Below are 24,352 nucleotides of genomic sequence, written 5' to 3' on the forward strand. Positions count from 1 at the left end.
ACCCCTGCCTCGCTAGGGTCTCGAAAGAAGTTACGAAGATCGTGCGTGACAGGCCGTCGGGGGGACGGGCGCCGTACGGGGCGTACCTCCCCTTCGCTTGCCGTGCGGCGGATTTCCGCCACGGAGGACGACAGGTCGACAGGGAGGGGCACCACCGTCATGGGACGTCACAGCTTGCCCGATCAGTACGGGGCGGGCGCCAGCGACCCCCGCCCTCGCATGCGCCGGCGCACCGTGGCCGTCGCGACCGCCCTCGTCCTCACCGTCGCCGGGGGCACCGCGGCCGCCGTGCGGAGCGGTCTGCTCTCCTTCGGCTCCTCCTGCCGTGAACACCCCGTGCGGCTGACCGTGGCCGCCTCCCCCGACCTGGCCCCGGCGCTCACGGTCGCGGCGAAGCAGGCCAAGGACAGCGGCCTCACCTCCGACGGGCAGTGCCTCGCGGTCACCGTCGCGCCGCGCGAGTCGTCCGAGGTCGCCGACACGCTGGGCGCGGGCAAGGATGCGGACGCGCAGGTGTGGGTGGCGGACTCGGACCTGTGGGTCCAGCGGATCACCGCCGACCGCAGGGCGATCCAGGTGACCCAGGTGGGCAACGTGGCCTCCACGCCCGTGGCCGTGGCGATGGTCCCGACGGCCGCGAAGTCGCTGGGCTGGCCGAAGAAGACGTACTCCTGGCTGGAGCTGGCCGGCGCCGCCCTCCAGGACAGCTCCCTGCGGCTGGGCGCGGCCGATCCGGCGCGCAGCGCGACCGGACTGCTCGCGCTGACCCGGCTCGGCACCGCGGCGGCCGGCGTCAAGGGCGGGGACACTCAGGCCGCCGCCCTGATGAAGACGCTCTCCCAGCGCACCTCGGACACCGACAGCCAGGTCCTTCGGACGCTGCCGCGCAACACCTCGGAAGCCGAGCAGGGCAACCCCGAACGCAACCAGGCGGTCGTCGTCACCGAGCAGGCCTCGTTCACGTACAACGCGTCGGCGGACGCGGGCACCGGGCTGGACCTGTTCTATCCGAAGGACGGCTCACCACGGCTCGACTACCCGTACACACTGGTCGACAAGACGAGGCTGAGCACCGACGAGAGCCGGGCGGCGATCCGGTTCATGACCTACCTGCGCCGCCCCGAGCAGCAGAGACTTCTCCAGAAACGCGGCTTCCGGACATCCGACTACGACGCCCCGCAGACGGTGGTGAGCGCGGCCGGCGGCAGCAGCCCGCAGCCGTTCGCCGAGCCGGCCGCCCGGCCGGCGTCGGACACGGCCGTGGACGAAACGCTGGGGACGTGGACGATCACGGTGCAGAGCGCCCGGCTCACCACGGTCGTCGACGCCTCCTCCTCCATGTCCGAGCCCGTCCCCGGCACGGGCCGCTCGCGCATGGACGTCACCAAGGCCTCCCTGCTCCAGGCCCTCGCCACCTTCACCCCGGAGGACGAGATCGGCCTGTGGGAGTTCTCCACCAAGCTGGACGGCGACAAGGACTACCGCGTTCTGGTCCCCACCGGACGGCTCGGCACCGGCTCCCAGAGCGACCGCCTCTCGGCGGCCTTCGGCGACCTGGCGCCCATACCGAACGGCGCGACCGGCCTCTACGACACGACGCTCGCGGCCTACCAGGAGGCGACCGCTACGTACGTCAAGGGCAAGTTCAACGCCCTGGTGATCCTCACCGACGGCGTCAACCAGGACCCCGGCAGCATCTCCCGCACCACCCTCCTCACCGAACTCCGGAAACTCACCAGCCCCGAACGCCCGGTGCCCCTGATCATGATCGCGGTGGGTCCCGACGCGGACCGCGAGGAGGCCGACCAGATAGCCAGGGCCACCGGCGGCTCGGGCCAGTCGGTGACGGACCCGTCCCAGATCCACACAGTGATCCTGAAGGCGATCGTGGCGGCGGGCACACAGGGGGGCGAGGGCTGAGCGTTCCAAGGCGGCGAGGGCTGACTTTTCACGGGCGCGGGCAACGGCTCCGACCGGAAACCGCCCCGCGCCCCAGCCGACCCAGGAGCGCGGGCAACGGCTCCGACCGGAAACCGCCCCGGACCCCAGCCGACCCAGGGGCGCGGGGAACTGCGCGACCAGCGCCCACGCACCCGCACCCGCACCCGCACCCGCACCCGCACCCGCACCCGCACAGACCACACAACCGAAAGCCCCGAACCGCACCGCCCCTCAGCCGAGAGGCACCACCTCAGGCAACCCCACAGGCCACGTATGCACAGGCTCCCCGAGACGCATCAGCTCCGCATACCTCCGCGTGGTGGCCGCAAGCGCCGCGTCCCGCGACAACCCCGCCTCCACCGCCCGGTGGAACGTCGCCACCTGCCAGGTCGCCCCGTTGGCCCGCCGCCGGCACCGCTCCTCGATGACGCCCAGATACAGATCGCGATCGGCGGGCTCCACGCCCCACCCGTCCAGACCCTCCTCGGCCAGCGGCAGCAGCTCGTCCCGCACGAGACTCACCGCGTCCACCTCGACCACACCCCCCAGCCGCCCCCGCCGCGGCCACTGCAACCGCGCGTCGATCCCGTACCGGCACGCGGCGTCGAAGTTGGCCGCGGCCGCCTCGAACGGCAACCGGGTCCACACCGGCCGGGACTCGTCGGCCAGGGCCCGGACGACGCCGTAGTAGAAGGCCGCGTTGGCGATCACGTCCGTCACCGTCGGCCCGGCGGGCAGGACGCGGTTCTCCACCCGCAGGTGCGGAACGCCGTCGGCGATGCCGTAGACGGGCCGGTTCCAGCGGTAGACCGTGCCGTTGTGCAGGACGAGCTCGGCGAGCGAGGGCACCCCGCCCGCCTCCAGGACCTCCAGCGGGTCCTCCTCGTCGCAGATGGGCAGCAGCGGCGGGAAGAAGCGCAGGTTCTCCTCGAACAGCTCGTACGCCGAGCTGATCCACCGCTCCCCGAACCACGTCCGCGGCCGTACGCCCTGCGCCTGGAGTTCCGGCGGCCGGGTGTCGGTGGCCTGCTGGAACAGCGGGGGCCGTGACTCCCGCCACAGCTCGTGCCCGAACAGGAACGGCGAGTTGGCGCCGACGGCGATCTGCGCGGCGGTGACGGCCTGCGCCGCGTTCCACACCGCGGCGAAGCGACCCGGCGTGACCTGGAGGTGCAGTTGCACGGAGGTGCAGGCCGCCTCGGGCACGATCGACTTCGAGGTGCACGACAGCCGCTCCACCCCGTCGATCTCGAGCGCGAAGTCCTCTCCCCGGGCGGCCACGATCTGGTCGTTGAGGAGGGTGTAACGATCGACGTCGGAAAGGTTGGACGAGACCAGGTCGTCACGGTCGAGGGTCGGCAGAATACCGATCATCACGATGCCGGCATCGACCTCGCCCGCCTTTCGATGGGCATATGCCAGTGACGTACGGAGTTCCTCCGCAAGCCGGTCGAATACCCGACCACCCAATCGATGTGGAGCTATGTTGACTTCCAGGTTGAACATGGCGAGTTCTGTTTGAAAATCGCGGCTCGCGATCCTCTCCAACACTTGTCCATTCAGCATTTTCGGCAGGCCGTCGGCACCCGCGAGATTCAGTTCGATCTCGAGCCCCATGAGGTTCTTGGGGCGGTCGAAGCGCTTCTGGGCCAGGAGCCGCTCAAGCCCCGTCAGACACCGCCGCAGCTTGTCCCGGTAGTGCTGACGATCGGACAGGTCGAACGCGCCTGCCACGACCTTCTCCCCCATCGAAGCGTCCCTCCTCGCATGGGCGGGCCGACGATCCCGGCCGCCGGATGTCTTGGGTCAGGTGGGATGATGCCCAGCCCGGCCGATCGATAACGTCCCCCCGCCGGGCGCGTACCCGCTACGCTGACCGAAAGCCACTGGCGGTGACCGGTGGCACATTCACCGGGCATGCGACCGGGCACCCATTCACGAACTCGTAACTCGTGAGAAACGCCGACGAGAATGGGCCGACCACTCCGCGCCCATAACCTGAGGTCATCGCGGCACGGCCCGCTCTGAATCGGGATGATTCACACGTATCACCGACCGAATGAGCCCTTGCCGAGTGTCCCGGAATCGACTAGACGAAACACAGTCTGAACACGTGTCGTATAAACTCCGCGAACAAGGCAGAGAAGGTTGGCGCCCACGGTCGAAGGAGCCTGTCGTCGAAGGGACGGCAGGCCGCTCGCGCACCCCGGGCAACCCCAGACCCGGCCCCCGCCTCTCCGACCTCCGAGAGCTAGCTGACAGCGCCGTCCGCCCACGCCCTCGCGCCACCGTGCCTGTCGAATGAGAGGCGACCCACCATGCCTTTGCATGTCCCCCCGGCTCCCGCGCCCGCCCTTCGCTCCGTCCTCACGGCACTCGGTTCCCCCACCGCGGTCCGCGAGGCTCGTACGCCCTCCCTGCGCACCGCTCAGGGTGAGGCCACCCCCGAGCTCCCGCTGCCTCTGCACGTCCTGGAGCGGATCACCCCCGAAGGCGTGGCCGCGACCCGGCTGGCCGGCTGGCGCTTCCTGATCCGCTGCGGCGACCGCGCCGTGGCCGCGGCCGAGACCCGGCTCACCCCGGACGGCTGGGCGTTCTCGCACTTCTTCGAGGGCCCCTACATCGCCTCGACCGAACGCGCCCTGCGCCAGGCCGAGTCCACCACCCAGCCCTACCAGGCGCGCCTGCTGTCGGTGCCCGGGCTCTACATGCTCACGCTCTGGCTGCACGGCGACAGCGCCTCGGACGGCACCACCGGCCATCCCGCCCCGACCGACCTGCTGGTGCCGCTGGCCCCGGCGCCGCCCGGCATCGCCGCCCACCGTCCGCACCACGTCGCCGAGTTGCTCCCGGTGCTGACCCTCCGGGTGGCACCGGCGCCGCCCCCGCTGCTCGGCTCACCGGCCTGACCGACACGACCGGCCGGGCCCACACCCCCGTACCCCGTCGCCGCGGCCCCGGCGGCGGGGTGCGGTGCTGTCCCGCGACACGGAACCGCCCAGGGAACCCGCCACGTCCCGTCCGGACCAGTGCCGTGGCAGGCAACGTTTGCCCGTGAAGGAGCGGCGTCCGGTGCGTGCTCTGGGGTCCCCCCCCCGGCCGAAGGCTGGGGGAGTGCCGGCCGAAGGCCCCCGTGCTGGACGTACGTGGGTCTTCGGCCGGTGCGGCGAGTGGGGGCATGGGGGCACCTCCCACGCCCTTGAGGCAGTGAGGGAGCGTGCCGGGCGTCGCGACGGGGCGAACGTCGCCTGTCACGGCACTAGTCCCATCCGACCACCAGGAACCACCCGAAGTGACGGTGCGGTCGAGATGAACCGCCCGCGCGGGTGATGCGTCATCAACCTGTGAGAGGCGGTGCCGCGAAATCCCTGCGGAACGACCTCCGTAGGGCAACACTGGGTTCCGACCGACTTATCACAACGGGGGGCGGCCATGAACGACGCTTCAAGCCGCGGGACAGACACGACAGCCATCTCACTCATCACGCCAGAGCGGAAGTTCCCATCCATGTGCCAGCACCAGCCACCGTGCCCGTCAGCGACCTCAGCCGACCGGGAGTCCGCCCGCCTCGTGGCGCACCACCCGGAACAGGGCTGGAGCCTGCTGTGCAACGGCGTCCTGCTCTTCGAGGACACCGGTGAGCTCCTGCCGGACGGCCAGGTCATCGCCCCCCACCGGGCCGTGACCGCCGCCTGAGCATTGCCCGGACGGCGCGGGACCGCCGTCCGGAGACATGAGGGGCCGGCCCGCAGACACGCACTGCGAACCGGCCCCGACGCGTGTCCGGGGTCGCTCACTCCCCGTAGTCGCCCGGTTTCCGCGCGGTGCATCCCTCTGTATGTCTTCCCACGGCCCCGCATTTTCCGGAAGACTCCTGGAAGTTTCGGCGCTGCGCCCGAAGCGACGCGACGGAGGTGGGGGAAGTGACAGCGGACGATACGGCGCCGGCGTCCCGGGGCAGGGTCACGATCACGGAGATCGCCCGCCAGGCCGGTGTCTCGGTGCCGACCGTGTCCCGGGTGGTCAACGGGCGCTCCGACGTCTCGCCGCAGACCCGGGCCCGAGTCGAGGACCTGCTGCGTCTGCACGGCCACCGCAAACGCCCCGCCGCCTCCCCCGCCCGCGCCGCCCTCCTCGACCTGGTCTTCAACGACCTCGACAGCCCCTGGGCGGTGGAGATCATCCGCGGTGTCGAGGAGGTCGCCCACGCGGCCGGGGTGGGCACGGTGGTGTCGGCGATCCACGGCCGCTCGGGCGACGCCCGCGAGTGGATGCGCAACCTGCGCTCCCGAGCCTCCGACGGCGTCATCCTCGTCACCTCGGCCCTGGAACCCACCCTGCACGAGCAGTTGCGCATCCTGGGCGTCCCGCTCGTCGTCGTCGACCCGATGGGCTCACCCGCCGCCGACACCCCGACGATCGGCGCCGCCAACTGGTCGGGCGGCCTCGCCGCCACCGAGCACCTGCTGTCGCTGGGCCACCGCAGGATCGGCCTGATCGCCGGCCCGCCCCGGCTGCTGTGCTCCCGGGCCCGCTTCGACGGCTACCGGGCCGCGCTGGAGGCGGCCGGCCTCTCCGTCGACGACACGCTCGTCGTCCCCGGTGACTTCCGCCCCGAGTCGGGGTTCACCGGCTGCACCGCCCTCCTCGATCTGCCGCAGCCGCCGACCGCCGTGTTCGCGGCCAGCGACCAGATGGCCCTCGGCGCGATCGAGGCGCTGCGCCGGCGCGGCCTGCGGGCGCCGGAGGACATGAGCGTGGTCGGTTTCGACGACCTTCCGGAGGTCCGCTGGTCGGCACCGCCGTTGACCACCGTCCGCCAGCCCCTCGCCGACATGGGCAAACTCGCCGTCCGCACGGTCCTGAGCCTGACCCGCGGCGAGCGCCCCGACTCGCCGCGGGTGGAGCTGGGCACGGAGTTGGTGGTGCGGTCGAGCACCGCGCCGCCACGCGGCTCTAGCTGAGCGCCTCGCGGATCGCGTAGTAGGCCGGCTTCGGCGCGAACTCCTCGTCCCACGGCAGGGCCGCGCCCTGACCGGGGAAGAAGGCCGGAATCCACGAGTACTTGTCGGTGTAGTCCCAGACGGTGATGCCGACGCACCGCCGCACCGCGAGGCACGCCTCGGTCATGTCCCGGTACCAGTCGGCCTGTTGGGCCAGCTTCTCGTCCGTCGCGGGCAGCAGCATCCGGACGTCGACCTCGGTGAGCGCGGTGTCCAGGCCGAGCCGGGAGAAGCGGCGGAGGTTGTCCTCCAGGGTCGTCGGATAGCCGTACTGCAGGGCGAGATGGGCCTGCAGGCCGATGCCGTCGAGCGGAACGCCCTGCGCCTTCAGCTCCTTGGCCAGGTTGTGGTAGGCATCGCTCTTCGGGCCGACGGCCTCGATGTTGTAGTCGTTGAGGTACAGCTTCGCCTTCGGATCGGCCTGGTGGGCCCATCGCAGCGCGTCGGCGATGTAGCCGGGGCCGAGCGTCTTGTAGAAGATCGTCTCGCGGTAGGTGCCGTCCTCGTTGAACGCCTCGTTGACGACGTCCCAGGAGTAGACCTTGCCCCGGTAGTGGCGCACCTCGGTCTGGATGTGCTTCTTCAGGACGGCGCGCAGCTCGTCGGCCGTCCACTCCTTGGCCGTCAGCCAGCCGGGCAACTGGCTGTGCCAGACGAGGGTGTGGGCACGGACCTTCTGGTGGTGGGCGCGCGCGAGATCGACGATCTCGTCGCCGGCCGTCCAGTCGAAGACACCCTGCTGCGGCTCGGTGGCGTACCACTTCATGCCGTTGCCGGGTGTGATCATGTCGAACTCGCTGCCCAGGACCTTCGTGTAGGCGGTGTCGGTGAGTTCGGGGTTGTCGGTGGCGCTGCCGAAGTAGCGGCCGTGGCGCTGTGCGAGGTCGGCGAGGGTGGTGCGCGGCTTTCCGTGCGCCGGTTCCTCGTGCGCCTGGGCGGCCGGTCCGCTGACGACCCCGGCGGCGACGAGGACGGCGGCGAGGGTTCCGGCGAGTCTGAGCCGGGTGCGGACGGCGGGGCTGGGCATGGTGCGACTCCTCACGTCGGGGTGGGTGTGAGCCGTACGGGTCCGCGGGCGCGCGTCATCCCTTCGTGGCGCCGGCGGCGAGACCGCCGACGAGCTGGCGCTCGGCGACGGAGTAGAAGGCCAGGGCGGGAACCATGGCGAGGACGAGATAGGCGAAGACGCGCGCGTACTCCGCGGAGTACTGGCCCTGGAACTGCTGGACGCCGATCGGGATGGTCCACCAGGTGGGCTCGTTGAAGACCAGCAGCGGCAGGAGGAAGTTGTTCCAGCTGCCGACCACGGCGAGAACGGAGACCGTGCCGAGGGCGGGCCGGGCCATGGGCAGCAGGATCCGCCAGAAGAAGCCGAGCGGCCCGCAGCCGTCGAGGGTGGCCGCCTCCTCCAGCTCGGCCGGAATCTCCCGGAAGAACCCGCGCAGGACGACGATGGTCATCGGCAGCCCGAAGGCGGCCTGCGGCAGGATCACGCCGAGCGGGTTGTCCAGCAGGCCCATCGAGCGCAGCAGCAGGAACAGCGGCAGCGCCGCCACCGCGAAGGGGAACATCAGCCCCATCGTGAACAGGGTGAACAGCATCTCCCGCCCGCGGAAGGCGAACCGGGCGAAGGAGAACGCGGCGAGCGCGGACACCGCGACGACCACCACGGTCGTCCCGGCCGCGATGAGCGTGCTGCTGCCGACCAGCCGCCAGAACGACCCGGAGCCGAGGATGTCCGTGTAGTTGGAGGTGACCCAGGGGTCGGGCAGCCCGATGGGGTTGCGGGAGAGCTGGTCGGTGGACTTGAAGCCGGACAGCACGGCGTAGACGAGCGGTACGGCCATCACCGCGCCGACGATCCCGAGGACGAGGTGAAGCGGAAGGGTCCGTGCGGTCCGGCCGGTCCGGCGGTCGCTCCGGCCGGTCTTGACGACGCTCACGAGCCGCCTCCTCGCATGGTCGTGGTGGCGCCCTGGAGGTCGCGGCGGAGCACGAACCGCTGGTAGGCGAGGGCGAAGACGAGGCTGATACCGAAGATCGCCACGCTGATCGCGCTGGCGTAGCCGACCTGGTAGCGCTTGAAGCCGTACTGGAACATGGTCACGGCCATCGTCTCGGAGTGATGGTCGGGACCGCCCGCGGTGACGACCCACACCAGGTCGAAGAGCTGGATCGAGCCGATCACCGACAGGAAGACGCTGATCCGCAGGGTCGGCGCGAGCAGCGGCAGGGTGATGTTGCGGAAGCGCTGCCAGGGGCCGGCTCCGTCGATCAGGGCCGCCTCGGTCAACTCGGCCGGGATGGACTGGAGTCCGGCCAGGTAGAGCATCATGTGGAAGCCGAAGTACTTCCACGTCATGACCAGGAAGAGGGTGGCCATGACGGTGGAGGGGTCGGCGAACCACTGCCCGCCCACCCCGTCCAGCCCGATCGCGCCCAGGACGTGGTCGGCGAGGCCGTCGTCCGGGGCGAAGATCATGCTGAAGAGGACGCCGGTGATCGCCTCGGAGAGGATGTACGGTGCGAAGAACAGCATCCGGTACACGGCCCGGCCGCGGATCCGCTGGTTGAGCGCGACCGCGAGGGCGAGCGCGAACGGCAGTTGCAGGACGAGCGAGAGTCCGACCAGGAGCAGGCAGCGCCACAGGTCGCCCAGGAACACCGGGTCCTTCAAGAGCCGGGTGAAGTTGTCGCCGCCGATGTAGTCCTCGGGCATGCCGAAGCCGCCCCAGCGGAAGAACGAGGCGTACAGCGCGAACAGCATCGGCAGCAGCACGAGCGTGCCGAACAGCACCAGCGCGGGCACCTGGAAGCCGACGGCGGTGAGCCAGTGCAGCGCCCGCCGCCGCGCCCGGCCCCGGTCCCTGCCTGCGACCGGGGGCGGGAGGTCGACGTCCGGGCCGCTGCGCTTGTCCGGGAGGAAGGTGGAGGTCATCGCCTGCTACTGCTCTTCCTTCGCGACCTTGGTGATCGACTCGGTGACCTGCTGGGGCGACTTGGAGCCGGCGATGAGCGCGGCGACGCTGTCGTTGACCTCCTGGCCGAGGGCGGGCGCGTACGCCTGGTCGAGGTAGAGCTGGAAGCCGGTGGCGGCCTTCAACTGGGCTTGTACGGCTTTGATGTTGGGGTCGGTGATGGCGCTGTCGGCGGCCGGTACGACGGGCAGCACCCCGGTCTTCTTGACCAGTGCGGTGTCCGTGGCGGCGGAGGCGAAGAACTTCAGGAAGTCGACGGCCGCCTGCGGGGCGCCCTTGCGCAGGGCGTGTCCGCCGCCTCCGCCGAACACCTCGGTGATCACGCCCTTGCCGCCCTCGACCGCCGGGAACGGGAAGAAGCCGAGGTTCGCACCGAGCCCCTTGCCCGCGTCCGCCTCCACGGTCGGCGCCCACTGGCCCATGAGTTCCATCGCGGCCTTGCCGTTGCCGACGGCGGCGGCCTGGCCGGTGGGGCTGGAGTAGGCGGCGCCGAGGAAGCCCTTCTGGAACGGCTTCAGGTCGACGAGGTCCTGGAGGTGCTGCCCGGCCTGGACGAACCCGTCCCCGGTGAAGTCCTTGTCGTCCCCGGCCTTCTGCAGGGCGTCGGCACCGGCCGTGCGCATCGCCAGATACGCCCAGTAGTACATGCCGGGCCACTTCTCCTTGCCGGCCAGGGCGAGCGGCGTGATCCCGGCCGCCTTCAGCTTGCGCACGGCGTCGAGGAAGCCGCTCCAGGTGGTGGGCGGCGCGCTGACGCCGGCCTGCTTGAAGAGCGCCTTGTTGTACCAGAACCCGATCATCCCGATGTCGAACGGGACGCCGTACACCTTCTTGTCCAGCAGGTAGGGCTCGCGGGCGACCGACAGCAGGTTGTCCCCCCACTCCTTCGTCCGGTCCGTGAGGTCCTCGACGAGCCCGGCGTCGACCTGCTGCCTCAGGACACCGCCGCCCCAGGTGTGGAAGATGTCGGGAAGCTTCCCGGAGGCGGTCAGCGCCGTCATCTTCGACTTGTAGGCGTCGTTCTCCAACTGAACGATCTTGATCTTCACGTTGGAGTTCTGGGCCTCGAACTGCTTGGCGAGAGCGGCCCAGACATCCTTGGCCGGCTGGGTGGTGGAGATGTTCCACCACTCGATCGTGGTCGTCCCCGACGACCCCCCGTCCGAGTCGCCGCCGCAGGCGCTCAGAGCCGTCATGCTCAGACCGGCCGCGGCGGAGGCCGCCAGGAAGCCGCGGCGGGAGAGTGCCGGGTCGCCCATCATGCGCTCCTTGATAGATCGAAAGTTTCGAACCAGATCCAGAAAGCTTCGCTGCTGCCGCACCCTAGAGACACCCTCCGACGGGTGGCAACCCCTTGAACACAGGGAATCCAGGGGCATGTTCACGAATGGAGGCCCGACGGGATCACGATGGCCGCCGAAACATTCGGATTCCTCGGCGAACATTACGAAGCGGGACGCGGTGCGAGTGCAGTGGCCGGAATCGAACCCGTCCGTGCGCGACATCGGGCGTCAGCCCCGCGACCAGTCTTAACGGAAGCTTGACGCCGTCCCGCCCATGATCCGTGGGCCCGGGCGTCACTCTCCGCTTACGCTGATTCCGCCGTCCGCGTGATGGCCGAAACCACACGCTGAGCCGCACATCAGGAGCACGCCGATGGCCACCACCGAGCACCCTCCCCCCAGTCGTCTGCGCTCCTGGATGCTGGCGGGCCTGTCCGACATGGGCAAGGGACACGCTCAGCAGGCGGCCCCGAAGGCCGAGGCGGAGCCCGAGCACAAGGGGCAGCGCTGGTACCGCGTGATGTGCCTGACCGGCGTCGACTACTTCTCGACCCTCGGCTACCAGCCGGGCATCGCCGCGCTCGCGGCCGGCCTGCTCTCCCCCGTGGCGACCATCGTGCTGGTGATGGTCACCCTGGCGGGCGCCCTGCCCGTCTACCGTCGGGTGGCCGAGGAGAGCCCGCACGGCGAGGGCTCGATCGCCATGCTGGAGCGACTGCTGTCGTTCTGGAAGGGCAAACTGTTCGTCCTGACGCTGCTGGGCTTCGCCGCCACCGACTTCCTGATCACCATCACCCTGTCGGCGGCGGACGCCTCCACCCACCTGGTCGAGAACCCGCACCTCACCGACACCCTGCACGACAAGCAGATGGTGATCACCCTCATCCTCGTCGCCCTGCTCGGCGCGGTGTTCCTCAAGGGCTTCCTGGAGGCCATCGGCGTCGCGGTCGCCCTGGTGGTGATCTACCTGAGTCTGAACGTGGTCGTGGTGGCCGTCGGCCTGTGGCACGTGATGACCGAAGGGCATGTGATCACCGACTGGACCGGCGCCCTGACCGCCGAGCACGGCAACGTCTTCGCCATGATCGGCGTCTCCCTGCTGGTCTTCCCCAAGCTGGCCCTGGGTCTGTCCGGTTTCGAGACCGGCGTCGCGGTCATGCCACACGTCCAGGGCGACCCGGACGACACCGAGGAGAACCCGAAGGGCCGCATCCGGGGCACCAAGAAGCTCCTGACGGCCGCCGCCCTCATCATGAGCGTCTTCCTGATCTCCACCAGCTTCATCACCACCTGGCTGATCCCGGAGAAGGAGTTCGAGCCCGGCGGCAAGGCCAACGGACGCGCCCTCGCCTACCTGGCACACGAATACCTCGGCAACGCCTTCGGCACGGTCTACGACGTCTCGACCATCGCGATCCTCTGGTTCGCCGGCGCCTCCGCCATGGCCGGACTGCTCAACCTCATGCCCCGGTACCTGCCCCGCTACGGAATGGCCCCGCACTGGGCCCGCGCCGTCCGCCCCATGGTCATCGTCTTCACCCTGGTCGCCTTCCTGGTCACCTGGATCTTCGACGCCGACGTCGACGCCCAGGGTGGCGCCTACGCCACCGGCGTCCTGGTCCTGATGTCCTCCGCCGCGATCGCCGTGACCATCGCCGCCCGCCGCGCCCAGCAGCGGGGCTGGAGCATCGGCTTCGCCGTCGTCTCCGCGGTCCTGCTCTACGTCACCGTCGTGAACGTCATCGAACGCCCCGACGGTGTGAAGATCGGCGCCTGCTTCATCGCGGGGATCATCCTCGTCTCGCTCCTGTCCCGGCTGGCCCGCGCCTTCGAGCTGCGCGTGACCAGCGTGACGCTGGACGACATGGCGGAACGTTTCATCCGGGACATGGCCAGCCGCAAGATACGGTTCATCGCCAACGAGCCCGACCAGCGCGACAAGGCCGAGTACCGCGACAAGATCGAGCAGATCCGGGCCGACAACGACATTCCCGGCGAGGACTTCGTCTTCGTCGAGGTCACCGTCATCGACCCCTCCGAGTTCGAGTCGGGCCTGACCGTCCGCGGCGAGGTCCTGCACAACCGCTACCGCGTCCTGACCCTGGAGTCCTCCTCCATCTCCAACGCCCTGGCCGCGCTGCTCCTGTACACCCGCGACTCCACCGGCTGCCTCCCGCACATCTACTTCGAGTGGACCGAGGGCAACCCCTTCGCCAACTTCCTGCGCTTCTTCCTGTTCGGCCAGGGCGAGGTCGCCCCGGTCACCCGCGAGGTCCTGCGCGAGGCCGAACCGGACCGCGCCCGCCGCCCCCGCGTCCACACCGGCTGACCCGGGCCCGCCACCGTCAGAAACGCGTAAGAATCCGCCCGCGCAGCGTCAGAAGACCGTCAGCACCCCTCCCGGCATCCCACCCGGCCGCCTACCGTCGGCGTCATGCAAGCGCGGGAACCGAGGCAGGGGCAAGGACCCGGCGGCGGACCGCCGTACCCGACCGTCGACCGCCACCGGCGCGCCGACGTCCGGCTCGCGACGGGCTGCGGGCTCGGCTTCTGCGCTCTGACGTTCCTGGTCGACTGGGACGCGGAGACCCTCACCCTCCCCCGTGCCCTGCTGTGGCTGACCCTCTCCGCCGGCGTCCTCGCCGTGCTCCTCCCCCCGAGGGTCGCCGCGGGCCGCGGCTGGCTGGCGGTCAGCGGCCCGGTACGTCGGCGCCGGGTGCGCACCGACGCGTTGGTCGCCGTACGCCAGTACGCCGGGGCCTCCGCCCACCTGGTCCTGTGCGACACCCACGGACACCGGCTGGAGGTGGACCCCCGTGTGCTCACCGGCGACCCGCTGCTCTGGCACGAACTGGACACAGGTGTACGCCGCTCCCTGGAACGCGGCACGCTGCGCGAAGGCGCCGACGTGCTGGAGCGCCTGGGCCACGAGATAGACGACACGATCGCGCGGGCGGTCCTCAAGGCGTCGGGCCTGCCCTGAAGGGCGCCTCAGCCCTCCTGGCTCCCCCCGAACAGCCTCCGCCGCGGTGGCCGCACCACGACCTTCCCGTAGCTCATCCGCCCGACGACCTCCACCCGCAGCACGACGGGAGCGTCCGGCGGACCGGAGGGACGGCTCTTGATCCTGGCGAATTCGACGACGAGCGAGTCGGTGTCCACCACGACCCCGGGCCGCGTCACCAGCCGCAGCGTGCCGCCGCCCATGTCCAGGTCGATCCGGAGGGCGGCGTGGCCGATCACCGCCCGGGTGAAGTCGAGCGTCACGTCCCCGAAGGACGACTCGATCTCCAGGCGCCGCGGCACCACCCATCCGTCACCGCGCTCGGCCGAACCGCCCGTCTGCTTGATCCGGACGACGTCCTTCGCCTCGGTCCCGCCCGCCTCCGCAGGCAGGTCGGCCGTGAGCACGGCCAGCTCACCCAGCGTCCGCGCGACCAGGGCCGCCTCCACCCGCTCGTCGAGCTCGTCCGCGGTCAGCCGACCGTCCCCCGCGGCCGCGCCCAACGCCTCCACGACCCGGTCCCGGTCCTCGTGCGACGCCCGCAACTCAGCCGACATGTCCCTCACCCCGTCCACAGCCCCCTCCACGAACTGACGTCATATCGCGTTATACCCAACGCTCGACCCCACGTCCACCACCACCCGTTTCCGGCCCTATCGTGACCGGCATGCAGAGCTACACAATCGGCCAGGCGGCACGGCTGCTCGGCGTGAGCCCCGACACCGCGCGCCGCTGGGCGGACGCCGGCCGGGTGCCGACCCATCGCGACGAGGCCGGACGACGCCTCATCGACGGCAGGGACCTCGCTGCCTTCTCCGTGGAACTCGCCCGGGCGGACGGCCCCGCCGAGGACACCCCGTACACCTCGGCCCGCAACGCCTTCCCCGGCATCGTCACCGCGATCAAGCTCGGCGATGTCGCCGCCCAGGTGGAGATCCAGGCCGGCCCGCACCGCCTGGTCTCCCTGCTCACCCGCGAGGCCGTCGAGGAACTGGGACTAGAGGTCGGCATGGAGGCCACGGCCCGCGTGAAGTCGACAAACGTACACATCGACCGCGTCTGAACCACCGGGCGACTGCCTCCTTCTTCATGCAGGCGCACATGCATGCCTCCAAGGGCGATCACTCGCGACTATGCAAAGCAACAGGAGACTAATGCCTCGCATATGCGGCATCATCGTCTCGCTGGGCCGTTCGAGGGATCGCAGAGACCGAGGAGTACACCGTGATGACCTGTTCCACGCGCCGCACCCCCCGCACCCTCCGGAGGACCGGCGTGGGAGTCGCCGCGCTGCTGGCCCTCAGCGCCTGTTCCTCGGACGACTCCACGGACGCCTCCCCGAAGTCGGACGCCTCGTCCTCCCCGAAGTCCTCTCCGAATCTCTCCGGCACGGTGACGGTCTTCGCGGCCGCCTCCCTCAAGGAGAGCTTCACGACACTGGGCAAGGAGTTCGAGAAGGCGCACCCGGGCACGAAGGTCGCCTTCAGTTTCGGCGGCAGCGACTCTCTCGCCGCGAGCGTCACCGGCGGTGCTCCCGCGGACGTGTTCGCCTCGGCAAGCCCCAAGACGATGAAGATCGTCACCGACGCGGGGGACGCGTCGGGCACGCCCGCCACCTTCGTCCGCAACCAGCTGGAGATCGCCACCCTCCCGGGCAACCCCGACAGGATCGCCTCCCTCGTGGACCTCACCAGGTCCGGCGTCAAGGTCGTCCTGTGCGACAAGACCGTGCCCTGCGGCGCCGCCGCCCAGAAGGCCCTGGACGCGAGCAAGCTGAAGCTCACCCCGGTCTCCTACGAACAGGACGTCAAGGCCGCCCTGACGAAGGTCGAGCTGAAGGAGGCCGACGCGGCGGTCGTCTACAAGACCGACGTGCACGCGGCCGGTGACAAGGTGGCGGGCGTGGACTTCCCCGAGTCCGCCGACGCCATCAACGACTACCCGATCGTCCAGCTCAAGGACACCGAGAACGCCGAAGCCGCCAAGGCGTTCATCGCCCTGGTGCAGTCCGCCCAGGGCCAGAAGGTGCTGACCGAGGCCGGATTCCTCAAGCCGTGACACCTACGACGAAGACCGACCACGCCGCCGGCGCCCCGGAAGGCGGCCCGCGCCCCCGCAGCGTCCGCACGGGCGTCCCGCTCCCCCTGCTCCTCCCCGCCCTCCTCGGCCTGGCCTTCCTCCTCCTCCCACTCGTCGCCCTCCTCGTCCGCGCCCCCTGGCACAGCCTGCCCGAGCAACTGACCAGCGCCGAGGTGTGGCAGGCGCTCCGGCTCTCCCTGATCTGCGCCACGGCGGCGACCGCGGTGAGCCTGGTGATCGGGGTTCCGCTGGCCTGGCTCCTCGCCCGTACGGACTTCCCCGGCCGTGGCCTGGTCCGCGCCCTGGTGACGCTCCCGTTGGTCCTGCCGCCTGTGGTGGGCGGTGTCGCCCTGCTGCTCGCCCTGGGGCGCAACGGCGTCGTCGGACAGTGGCTGGACTCCTGGTTCGGGATCACGCTCCCCTTCACCACGACCGGCGTCGTCCTCGCGGAGACGTTCGTGGCGATGCCGTTCCTCGTCATCAGCGTCGAGGGCACGCTCCGGGCGGCCGACCCGCGCTACGAGGAGGCCGCCGCAACGCTCGGCGCTTCCCGCTTCACCGCGTTCCGCCGGGTCACCCTTCCGCTGATCGCGCCGGGCATCGTGGCCGGAGCGGTCCTGGCCTGGGCCCGGGCGCTCGGCGAGTTCGGTGCGACGATCACCTTCGCGGGCAACTTCCCGGGCCGTACCCAGACCATGCCGCTGGCCGTGTACCTGGCCCTGCAGAGCGACCCGGAGGCCGCCATCGCCCTCAGCCTGGTCCTGCTGGCCGTGTCGATCGCCGTACTGGCGGGCCTCCGGGACCGCTGGATGACGGCCTCATGAGCAGCGCCATGCGCGACGATGCCCACGTGAGCGACAGCGCCGACACCCCCGGCTCCGAGGGCCCGGCCCACCAGGGTCTCGACGCCCGCCTCGTCGTCGAGCTCGGAGCTTTCCGCCTCGACGTGACCCTGACCGCCGCGCCCGGCGACGTCGTCGCCCTGCTCGGCCCGAACGGCGCCGGCAAGACCACCGCCCTGCGCGCCCTCGCCGGCCTGACCCCGCTCACCGGCGGCCGTCTCCGGCTGGACGGGGCGGCGCTGGAGCGGACGCCGCCCGAGTCCCGCCCCGTCGGCGTCGTCTTCCAGGACTACCTGCTCTTCCCGCACCTGACCGCCCTCGACAACGTGGCCTTCGGCCCGCGCTGTCGGGGCGCGACCAAGGCGGAGGCCAGGGCTCAAGCCGCCGAGTGGCTGAAGCGCCTGGGTCTCGCCGCCCAAGCCGACGCCAAGCCGCGCCGCCTCTCCGGCGGCCAGGCCCAGCGCGTCGCCTTGGCCCGCGCGCTGGCCACCCACCCCCGGCTGCTCCTCCTCGACGAGCCCCTCGCCGCGCTGGACGCCCGCACCCGCCTGGAGGTGCGCGCCCAACTCCGCCGCCACCTCGCCGAGTTCGAGGCCGTCGCCGTCCTGGTCACACACGACCCACTGGACGCCATGGTGCTGGCCGACCGGCTGGTCGTCGTCGAGGCCGGCGAGGTCGTCCAGGAAGGCTCCCCGGCCGACATCGCCCGCCACCCGCGCACGGAGTACATCGCCCAACTGGTCGGCCTGAACCTCTACCGAGGCCGCGCCGACGGCCACATCGTCCGCCTGGACACCGGCCCGACGATCACCACCACGGAGATCCTGTCCGGCCCCGCCTTCGTCGCCTTCCCGCCGAGCGCGGTCACCCTCCACCGCGACCGCCCCACGGGTGCCAGCGCCCGCAACCTCTGGCGCTGCGAGGTCGCCGGTCTGGAGACCCACGGCGACCAGATCCGCGCCGACCTCACCGGCGAACTCCCCCTGGCCGCCGACCTCACCACCGTCGCCGCCGCCGAACTCGACCTGCACCCGGGCGCGACGGTCTGGGCCACGGTCAAGGCGACGCAGACCCATGCATACCCGGCATAAACGCCTCCGAGCCCTACCGTTGGTGCCCATGACCCTGAGCATCCGCAATCAGCTCCCCGGCACCGTCACCGCCGTCCACTCCGGCGAGGTCATGGCCACCGTCCTGATCCGCCTGGCCGGCGGCCAGGACCTCACGGCGGCCATCACTCTCGAGGCCGTGGACGAACTCGCTCTCACCGAGGGCCGCGCCGTCCGCGCCCTGGTGAAGTCGACGGAGGTCTCCCTGGCCACCGGCCGGGTCGATGGCCTCTCGATCCGCAACCAGCTCCCGGGCGCACTCACCAGCCTCACCGTCGGCGGGGTCATGGCCTCGGCGAAGATCTCCCTGGAAGGCGGCGAACTCACCTCGGTGATCACCAAGGACGCGGCCGCCGACCTCGGCCTCTTCGTGGGCTCCGACGTCGTCGCGCTGATCAAGGCGACCGAGGTGTCCCTGGCGACCATGTAGAACGCATGGGCCACGGCGCAGCACGCGCTGAGGCCCCGCCCTTCGGGCCGGGCCTCAGGTCAGTCACTCACTCGCTCAGTTCTCATAGGCGTCCAGCGGCGGGCACGAGCAGACCAGGTTCCGGTCGCCGAAGGCCTGGTCGATGCGGCGCACCGGCGGCCAGTACTTGTCGGCGGCGGACACACCGGCCGGGAAGACGGCCTCCTCACGCGTGTACGCGTGCTTCCACTCCCCGCCGAGCGCGGCCGCGGTGTGCGGGGCGCCCCGGAGCGGGTTGTCCTCGGCCGGCCATTCGCCCGCCCCGACCTTCTCGATCTCCGCGCGGATGGCGATCATCGCCTCGCAGAACCGGTCCAGCTCGATGAGGTCCTCGGACTCGGTCGGCTCGATCATCAGCGTCCCGGCCACCGGGAACGACATCGTCGGCGCGTGGAACCCGTAGTCGATGAGCCGCTTGGCGACGTCGTCGACGCTCACGCCGGTCGCCTTCGTCAGCGGCCGCAGGTCGATGATGCACTCGTGCGCGACGAGCCCGCCCGGCCCGTTGTAGAGCACCGGGTAGTGCGGCTCCAGCCGCTTGGCGACGTAGTTGGCGCTCAGCACCGCCACCTGCGTGGCCCGCTTGAGCCCCTCGCCGCCCATGAGCCGCACATAGGCCCAGGAGATCGGCAGGATGCCCGCGGAGCCCCAGGGGGCCGCGGAGATCGGCCCCACCCCGGTCTCCGGCCCGGCGGCGGGCTGAAGCGGGTGGTTCGGCAGATACGGCGCCAGGTGCGACCGTACGGCCACGGGGCCGACGCCCGGACCGCCGCCGCCGTGCGGGATGCAGAACGTCTTGTGCAGGTTCAGGTGCGAGACGTCCCCGCCGAAGTGCCCCGGCTTGGCCAGCCCGACCAGCGCGTTGAGGTTGGCGCCGTCCACGTACACCTGCGCGCCCGCCTCGTGCACCTGGGCACAGATGTCGGCGACGTGCTCCTCGAACACCCCGTGCGTGGACGGGTAGGTGATCATCAGCACCGCCAGCTCGTCCCGGTGCTGCTCGATCTTCGCCCGCAGGTCCTCGACGTCGATCTCGCCGTCCTCGGCGGTCTTCACGACGACGACCTTCATGCCCGCCATGACGGCACTGGCCGCGTTCGTGCCGTGCGCGGAGGACGGGATGAGACACACCGTCCGCTGCTCGTCCCCGTTGCCCCGGTGGTACCCGCGGACGGCGAGCAGCCCGGCCAGCTCCCCCTGCGACCCGGCGTTCGGCTGAAGCGACACCTTGTCGTACCCGGTGACCTCGGCGAGCCGCTCCTCCAGCTCGCGGATGAGCGTGAGGTAGCCCTCCGCCTGCTCGGCCGGCGCGAAGGGGTGCAGCTGCCCGAACTCGGGCCAGGTGACCGGCTCCATCTCGGTGGTCGCGTTGAGCTTCATGGTGCAGGAGCCCAGCGGGATCATGCCCCGGTCCAGCGCGTAGTCCCGGTCGGCAAGCCTGCGCAGGTAGCGCAGCATCGCGGTCTCGGAGCGGTGCTGGTGGAACACGGGGTGCGTCAGGATCGCGTCGGACCGCAGCAGCCCGGCGGGCAGCGAGTCGGCGGTGGCCGCGTCGAGCGACTCGATGTCGCCGTCCACCCCGAAGGCGGCCCAGACGGCGGCCACCTGCGCCCGAGCGGTCGTCTCGTCGCAGGCGATCGACACATGGTCGGCGTCGACGAGGTGCAGGTTGACCCCGTGCTCCCGCGCGGCTGCGATCACCTCGGCAGCCTTCGCCGGCACCCGCACGGTCAGCGTGTCGAAGTACGAGCCGTGCACGACCTCGACACCGCCGGCCTCGAGCCCGGCGGCGAGGATCGAGGCGTACCGGTGCGTGCGCAGGGCGATCGCCCGCAACCCGTCGGGACCGTGGTAGACGGCGTACATCCCCGCCATCACCGCCAGCAGCACCTGCGCCGTGCAGATGTTGCTCGTGGCCTTCTCACGCCGGATGTGCTGCTCACGCGTCTGGAGCGCGAGCCGGTAGGCCTTGTGGCCGTCCGCGTCGACGGACACGCCCACGAGCCGCCCGGGCAGGCTGCGCGCGAACTTCTCGTGCACGGCCATGTAGCCGGCGTGCGGGCCGCCGAAGCCCATCGGCACCCCGAACCGCTGCGTCGTACCGACCGCGATGTCCGCCCCCAGCTCACCGGGCGACTTCAGCAGCGCCAGCGCGAGAAGGTCCGCGGCGACCGTGACGAGCGCGCCGAGCCCGTGCGCCTGGTCGATGAGCGCCTTGAGGTCGCGTACGGCACCGGAGGCGCCCGGGTACTGAACGAGCACGCCGTTGATCTCGCGCCCGGCGAGTTCCGCCGGAATACCGTCGCTCAGGTCCGCGACGACGACCTCCACGCCCGTCGGCTCGGCGCGGGTCTCGATCACGGCGATGGTCTGCGGCAGCGCGTCCGCGTCGATGAGGAAGAGACCCTTCTTGTTCTTCCCCATCCGCCGGGACAGCGCCATCGCCTCGGCGGCGGCCGTGCCCTCGTCGAGCAGCGACGCGCCGGAGGTCGGCAGCCCGGTCAGGTCGGCGACCATGGTCTGGAAGTTCAGCAGCGCCTCGAGCCGCCCCTGCGAGATCTCCGGCTGGTACGGCGTGTAGGCCGTGTACCAGGCCGGGTTCTCCATGACGTTGCGCAGGATGACGGGCGGCGTGAACGTCCCGTAGTACCCGAGCCCGATCATCGAGTCGAGGACCTGGTTGCGGTCGGCCAGCGAGCGCAGCTCGGCCAGCACCTCGGCCTCGGTGCGCGCGCCCGGCAGGTCCAGCGCGTCGGCGTTCTTGATCACATCGGGGACGGCGGCGGCGGTGAGCTCGTCGAGCGAGCCGTAGCCGACCTGCGCGAGCATCTTGGCCCGCGCCTCATGATCGGGCCCGATGTGACGCTGCTCGAACGGGATTCCCTGTTCGAGTTCGGAGAGCGGAATACGATGGGCGGTCATTACGGAGGCCTCCTGGTCTGACACGACCTTCGAGGGTCACCACGGCGCGGGTACCCGGACGGCCTCCCCCTCTGTCATCTCAACCTGAGAGCTTCACCGGCCGCCCGAGGGCACCCGGCTTTCACCGTCGGTGAGAGCGGAAGCCGTCGACGCCGTCGGCACCCGCCCTGCTTTCCAGAGTGACCTCGTCCGTGCGGTACGTGTGCCTGAGAGATTCCGGGGAGGATTTGCTCCTTCGGCGCCTCCGATGATGTCCGGAGGACTCTCCCGCACGGGGTCAGCAGCCGTTGTCAGAGTACCAGCGAGGTCAACGCCACCCTCTCGAGTGGCCGCCCGTCCCAAAGTGCTCTTTTGTAGTGCTTACGGATGAGTTGCGACCAAGTGGAGGGCCCGTGCAGACCGACATCGATCCGCGCAACCTGATCGGCCGCAAGGCGTTCGACCGCAACGGCACCAAGATCGGCACCGTCGACGAGGTCTACCTCGACGACGCCACCGGCGTGCCGGAGTGGGCGGCCATACGCACCGGCCTGTTCTCCCGCGACGCCTTCGTCCCCCTGGAGCCCAGCGAGCTGGTCGAGGGCACCCTGCACGTCCCCTTCGACCGGGCCCTGATCAAGGACGCCCCGGACTTCGGCGTGGGCCGCCACCTCTCCCCGGAACAGGAACTCCAGCTCTACCACCACTACGGCCTCGACGTGGCCGCCCCGCGCCCGCTCCCCGACCACGACTTCGGCCGGCTGGCGGGAACGGACGAGAGCTGAGCACCTCAGGCACAGGCCTGTATCAACGCCCCGAGAATCCCGGCAGGGTCGTACAGCGGCCGGGCGCCGTCCATGACGACTCTCCTCGTGCCGACGTCGACCGGATCTGTCCGGGCCCAGTCCGGAGAACCGACGCCCACCTCCACCTCCAGACCGGAGGCGGTGACATGGCGCCACTCGGTGATGGGCCCCCACGCCTGGACGCGGACCAGCTCCCCCAGGGACAGCTCACGCGTCCAGGCGTCGTCGTCGGCGTACCGGGCAGTGGCCGTCGACAGCAGCACGAGATCGACATCCGAGTCGGGACGCGCGGCTCCACGCGCACACGACCCGACGAGCAGCAGCCCGATCACCTCGCTCCGGTTCGCGGACCACCGAGTGACCCGATCCACGACCTGCCGCATCTCGGCTTCACGCTCTGACGACACCCTGGCCGGGTCCGCGAACCGACCTCCGTGCTGTTTCATGCAGCTCCCCCTCCTTCACCGGCGGCGCCTCACGGGACGCCATCCCTGCGGCCCACCCCACACTTCGAGCCGCTTCACTCTGTGTAACTGATCCGTCTCGCTGAGAGTTCCCGGGGTCCGCCGTCCTCATCGGGTCTTCGCCGCACCAGTGGCAGCGGATCCGCCGGCTCCAGCTCCGGATCGTCGGTCCGGAACGTCCGTACCCGCCCCGGCTCCGACTCGGGTGTCTCGAACCGCACGGTGACCCGGCCCAGCCCACTGCCCTGCACCCACCCGTGGCCGAGCCCGGCATGCCGCACGTCGTGTCCCGGGCGCCATTGGTGCTCAACAGGCACCGGCTCCTGGCCGGCGGGCTCGTCCGCGAGTTCCTCCTCGGGCCCGCCCACCCGCTCCCCCGCCGCCTGCGCGAACAGGTCCTCCTGCGTGAAGTCCGCGAGACCGCTGACGCCCACCCCGAGGAGCCGGACCCCGCCCGTGGTGTCCACGGAGTCCAGCAACCGGGCCGCCGCCTCCCGGATCACCGCCGGATCGTCCGTGGGCCCGCGCAGGGTCTCGGACCGGGTGAGCGTGGAAAAGTCGTACCGCCGTACCTTCAGCACGATGGTCCGCCCCGACAGACCCGCCCCCCGCAGCCTCCGCACACACCGGTCCGCCAGCCGCTGCACCTCCAGCTCGACCCGGACCCGGTCGTGGATGTCCACGTCGTACGTGTCCTCGACCGACACCGACTTGGTCTCCCGCTCGGCCACCACGGGCCGGTCGTCGCGCGCCAGCGCCATGGCGTACAGGGCGTACCCATGGGCCTTGCCCAGCAGCCGCACCAACTCGTCCTCACCGGCCTCGGCGATCTCCTCGACCGTGGTGATCCCGGCCCGCCTCAGATGGTCCCCGGTCGCCGGGCCGACCCCCGGCAGGGTCCGCACCGACATGGGTCCGAGCAGCGCCCGCTCGGTGCCGGGCTCGATGAGCACCAGGCCGTCGGGCTTCGCCTGCTCCGAGGCGATCTTCGCGAGCATCTTGCAGGAGGCCAGGCCCACCGAACCCGTGAGCCCGGTGACGGCCCGGATGTCCGCGCGCAGTCTGACGCCGGCCAGCCGCGCCGACTCGCTGTCCCAAGCCGCTTCCCCGGCCTCCAGGTCCACGAAGGCCTCGTCCAGACTGAGCGGCTCCACCAGCGGCGACAGTTCCCCCAGCAGCCCCATGACCTGCTCGCTGATCGACCGGTAGAACGCGAAGCGCGGAACGAGATAGGCGGCGTTCGGAGCCAGCCTGCGTGCCTGGGCCATGGGCATCGCCGAATGCACCCCGAAGGCCCGCGCCTCGTAGGAGGCGGTCGCGACCACTCCACGGGGTCCCAGACCGCCCACGACCACGGCCTTCCCGCGCAGACTCGGCTTGGACGCCTGCTCCGCCTGCGCGAAGAAGGCATCCATGTCGAGATGCAGGATCGTGGGCACGTTTCTCACATGTCCGATGCTGCACCACACCACT

21 protein-coding genes and 1 riboswitch are annotated in these 24,352 nt (G+C 70.7%); of the genes, 12 read left to right on the forward strand and 9 right to left on the reverse strand.

Translation table 11 applies throughout. From position 1 onward, the window contains the following. Window positions 1–159: 159 nt before the first annotated feature. Window positions 160–1,920, forward strand: coding sequence for a substrate-binding and VWA domain-containing protein (locus tag OG289_RS10150; protein ID WP_327313692.1), 1,761 nt, complete (start codon window positions 160–162; stop codon window positions 1,918–1,920). A 252-nt stretch (window positions 1,921–2,172) separates the two neighbouring features. Here OG289_RS10150 and OG289_RS10155 read toward each other — a convergent pair whose 3' ends face one another. Continuing rightward, window positions 2,173–3,690: a glutamate--cysteine ligase gene (locus tag OG289_RS10155; RefSeq protein ID WP_327313693.1), complete on the reverse strand. Its 1,518-nt coding sequence runs from the start codon at window positions 3,688–3,690 to the stop codon at window positions 2,173–2,175. A 569-nt stretch (window positions 3,691–4,259) separates the two neighbouring features. Between OG289_RS10155 and OG289_RS10160 the strand changes: the two genes are divergently transcribed. The 3 genes from OG289_RS10160 to OG289_RS10170 all read left to right on the forward strand — a co-directional run bounded on the left by OG289_RS10160 (window position 4,260) and on the right by OG289_RS10170 (window position 6,905). Then, a complete protein-coding gene (locus OG289_RS10160) occupies window positions 4,260–4,850 on the forward strand; it encodes a hypothetical protein (RefSeq protein ID WP_327313694.1) in 591 nt (196 codons plus the stop codon). A gap of 598 nt (window positions 4,851–5,448) precedes the next feature. Then, window positions 5,449–5,637, forward strand: a complete 189-nt coding sequence (locus OG289_RS10165; RefSeq protein ID WP_327313695.1) for a DUF5999 family protein — start codon at window positions 5,449–5,451, stop codon at window positions 5,635–5,637. A gap of 227 nt (window positions 5,638–5,864) precedes the next feature. After that, entirely contained in the window at window positions 5,865–6,905 is a 1,041-nt protein-coding gene (locus tag OG289_RS10170) for a LacI family DNA-binding transcriptional regulator (protein ID WP_327313696.1), read from the forward strand. On the opposite strand, the gene OG289_RS10175 is transcribed toward OG289_RS10170, so the two are convergent. The 4 genes from OG289_RS10175 to OG289_RS10190 all read right to left on the reverse strand — a co-directional run bounded on the left by OG289_RS10175 (window position 6,898) and on the right by OG289_RS10190 (window position 11,181). Next, complete coding sequence (locus tag OG289_RS10175) at window positions 6,898–7,971, reverse strand: endo-1,4-beta-xylanase (protein WP_327313697.1); 1,074 nt, start codon at window positions 7,969–7,971, stop codon at window positions 6,898–6,900. The genes OG289_RS10170 and OG289_RS10175 overlap by 8 nt on opposite strands. 55 nt (window positions 7,972–8,026) lie before the next feature. Continuing rightward, a complete protein-coding gene (locus OG289_RS10180) occupies window positions 8,027–8,791 on the reverse strand; it encodes a carbohydrate ABC transporter permease (protein ID WP_327320629.1) in 765 nt (254 codons plus the stop codon). A gap of 92 nt (window positions 8,792–8,883) precedes the next feature. Then, window positions 8,884–9,882, reverse strand: coding sequence for a carbohydrate ABC transporter permease (locus OG289_RS10185; RefSeq protein ID WP_327313698.1), 999 nt, complete (start codon window positions 9,880–9,882; stop codon window positions 8,884–8,886). 6 nt (window positions 9,883–9,888) lie between these two features. Continuing rightward, window positions 9,889–11,181 carry an extracellular solute-binding protein gene (locus tag OG289_RS10190; RefSeq protein ID WP_327313700.1) on the reverse strand — a complete coding sequence of 431 codons (1,293 nt, stop codon included), beginning with the start codon at window positions 11,179–11,181 and terminating at the stop codon, window positions 9,889–9,891. A 397-nt stretch (window positions 11,182–11,578) separates the two neighbouring features. Here OG289_RS10190 and OG289_RS10195 point away from each other — a divergent pair, with 397 nt between their 5' ends. Next, window positions 11,579–13,534 carry an amino acid transporter gene (locus tag OG289_RS10195; protein WP_327313701.1) on the forward strand — a complete coding sequence of 652 codons (1,956 nt, stop codon included), beginning with the start codon at window positions 11,579–11,581 and terminating at the stop codon, window positions 13,532–13,534. Window positions 13,535–13,639: 105 nt separating this feature from the next. Further along, a complete protein-coding gene (locus tag OG289_RS10200) occupies window positions 13,640–14,188 on the forward strand; it encodes a hypothetical protein (protein ID WP_327313702.1) in 549 nt (182 codons plus the stop codon). A gap of 8 nt (window positions 14,189–14,196) precedes the next feature. Here OG289_RS10200 and OG289_RS10205 read toward each other — a convergent pair whose 3' ends face one another. Continuing rightward, on the reverse strand, window positions 14,197–14,766 hold the full coding sequence (locus tag OG289_RS10205; protein ID WP_327313703.1) for a DUF1707 SHOCT-like domain-containing protein: 570 nt from the start codon (window positions 14,764–14,766) through the stop codon (window positions 14,197–14,199). A gap of 110 nt (window positions 14,767–14,876) precedes the next feature. On the opposite strand from OG289_RS10205, the gene OG289_RS10210 reads away from it, so the two are divergent. From OG289_RS10210 to OG289_RS10230, 5 genes are all read left to right on the forward strand, one after another. Continuing rightward, on the forward strand, window positions 14,877–15,272 hold the full coding sequence (locus OG289_RS10210; protein ID WP_327313704.1) for a TOBE domain-containing protein: 396 nt from the start codon (window positions 14,877–14,879) through the stop codon (window positions 15,270–15,272). 164 nt (window positions 15,273–15,436) lie between these two features. Then, window positions 15,437–16,267, forward strand: coding sequence for a molybdate ABC transporter substrate-binding protein (gene modA / locus OG289_RS10215; protein ID WP_327313705.1), 831 nt, complete (start codon window positions 15,437–15,439; stop codon window positions 16,265–16,267). Then, the gene (modB, locus tag OG289_RS10220) at window positions 16,264–17,112 is read left to right on the forward strand and encodes a molybdate ABC transporter permease subunit (RefSeq protein ID WP_327313706.1); all 849 of its coding nucleotides are present in this window, start codon (window positions 16,264–16,266) and stop codon (window positions 17,110–17,112) included. Before modA ends, modB begins: the two co-directional genes overlap by 4 nt. 8 nt (window positions 17,113–17,120) lie before the next feature. Then, window positions 17,121–18,221: an ABC transporter ATP-binding protein gene (locus OG289_RS10225; protein ID WP_327320630.1), complete on the forward strand. Its 1,101-nt coding sequence runs from the start codon at window positions 17,121–17,123 to the stop codon at window positions 18,219–18,221. Between the two features lie 28 nt (window positions 18,222–18,249). Next, entirely contained in the window at window positions 18,250–18,669 is a 420-nt protein-coding gene (locus OG289_RS10230; RefSeq protein WP_327313707.1) for a TOBE domain-containing protein, read from the forward strand. A gap of 75 nt (window positions 18,670–18,744) precedes the next feature. Here the strand turns inward: OG289_RS10230 and gcvP are convergent, their stop codons facing one another. Then, window positions 18,745–21,630, reverse strand: a complete 2,886-nt coding sequence (gene gcvP, locus OG289_RS10235) for an aminomethyl-transferring glycine dehydrogenase (RefSeq protein WP_327313708.1) — start codon at window positions 21,628–21,630, stop codon at window positions 18,745–18,747. Between the two features lie 184 nt (window positions 21,631–21,814). Then, a riboswitch (glycine riboswitch) is annotated at window positions 21,815–21,910 on the reverse strand. Between the two features lie 112 nt (window positions 21,911–22,022). Here gcvP and OG289_RS10240 point away from each other — a divergent pair. Then, window positions 22,023–22,394: a PRC-barrel domain-containing protein gene (locus tag OG289_RS10240; RefSeq protein ID WP_327313709.1), complete on the forward strand. Its 372-nt coding sequence runs from the start codon at window positions 22,023–22,025 to the stop codon at window positions 22,392–22,394. Between the two features lie 5 nt (window positions 22,395–22,399). On the opposite strand, the gene OG289_RS10245 is transcribed toward OG289_RS10240, so the two are convergent. Together OG289_RS10245 and OG289_RS10250 are read right to left on the reverse strand one after the other, a co-directional pair. Beyond that, complete coding sequence (locus OG289_RS10245) at window positions 22,400–22,861, reverse strand: nucleotidyltransferase domain-containing protein (RefSeq protein WP_327313710.1); 462 nt, start codon at window positions 22,859–22,861, stop codon at window positions 22,400–22,402. A gap of 74 nt (window positions 22,862–22,935) precedes the next feature. Continuing rightward, on the reverse strand, window positions 22,936–24,327 hold the full coding sequence (locus tag OG289_RS10250; RefSeq protein ID WP_327313711.1) for a DNA polymerase IV: 1,392 nt from the start codon (window positions 24,325–24,327) through the stop codon (window positions 22,936–22,938). Between the last annotated feature and the right edge of the window lie 25 nt (window positions 24,328–24,352).

The sequence above is a fragment of the Streptomyces sp. NBC_01235 genome, assembly GCF_035989285.1.
GTDB lineage: Bacteria > Actinomycetota > Actinomycetes > Streptomycetales > Streptomycetaceae > Streptomyces.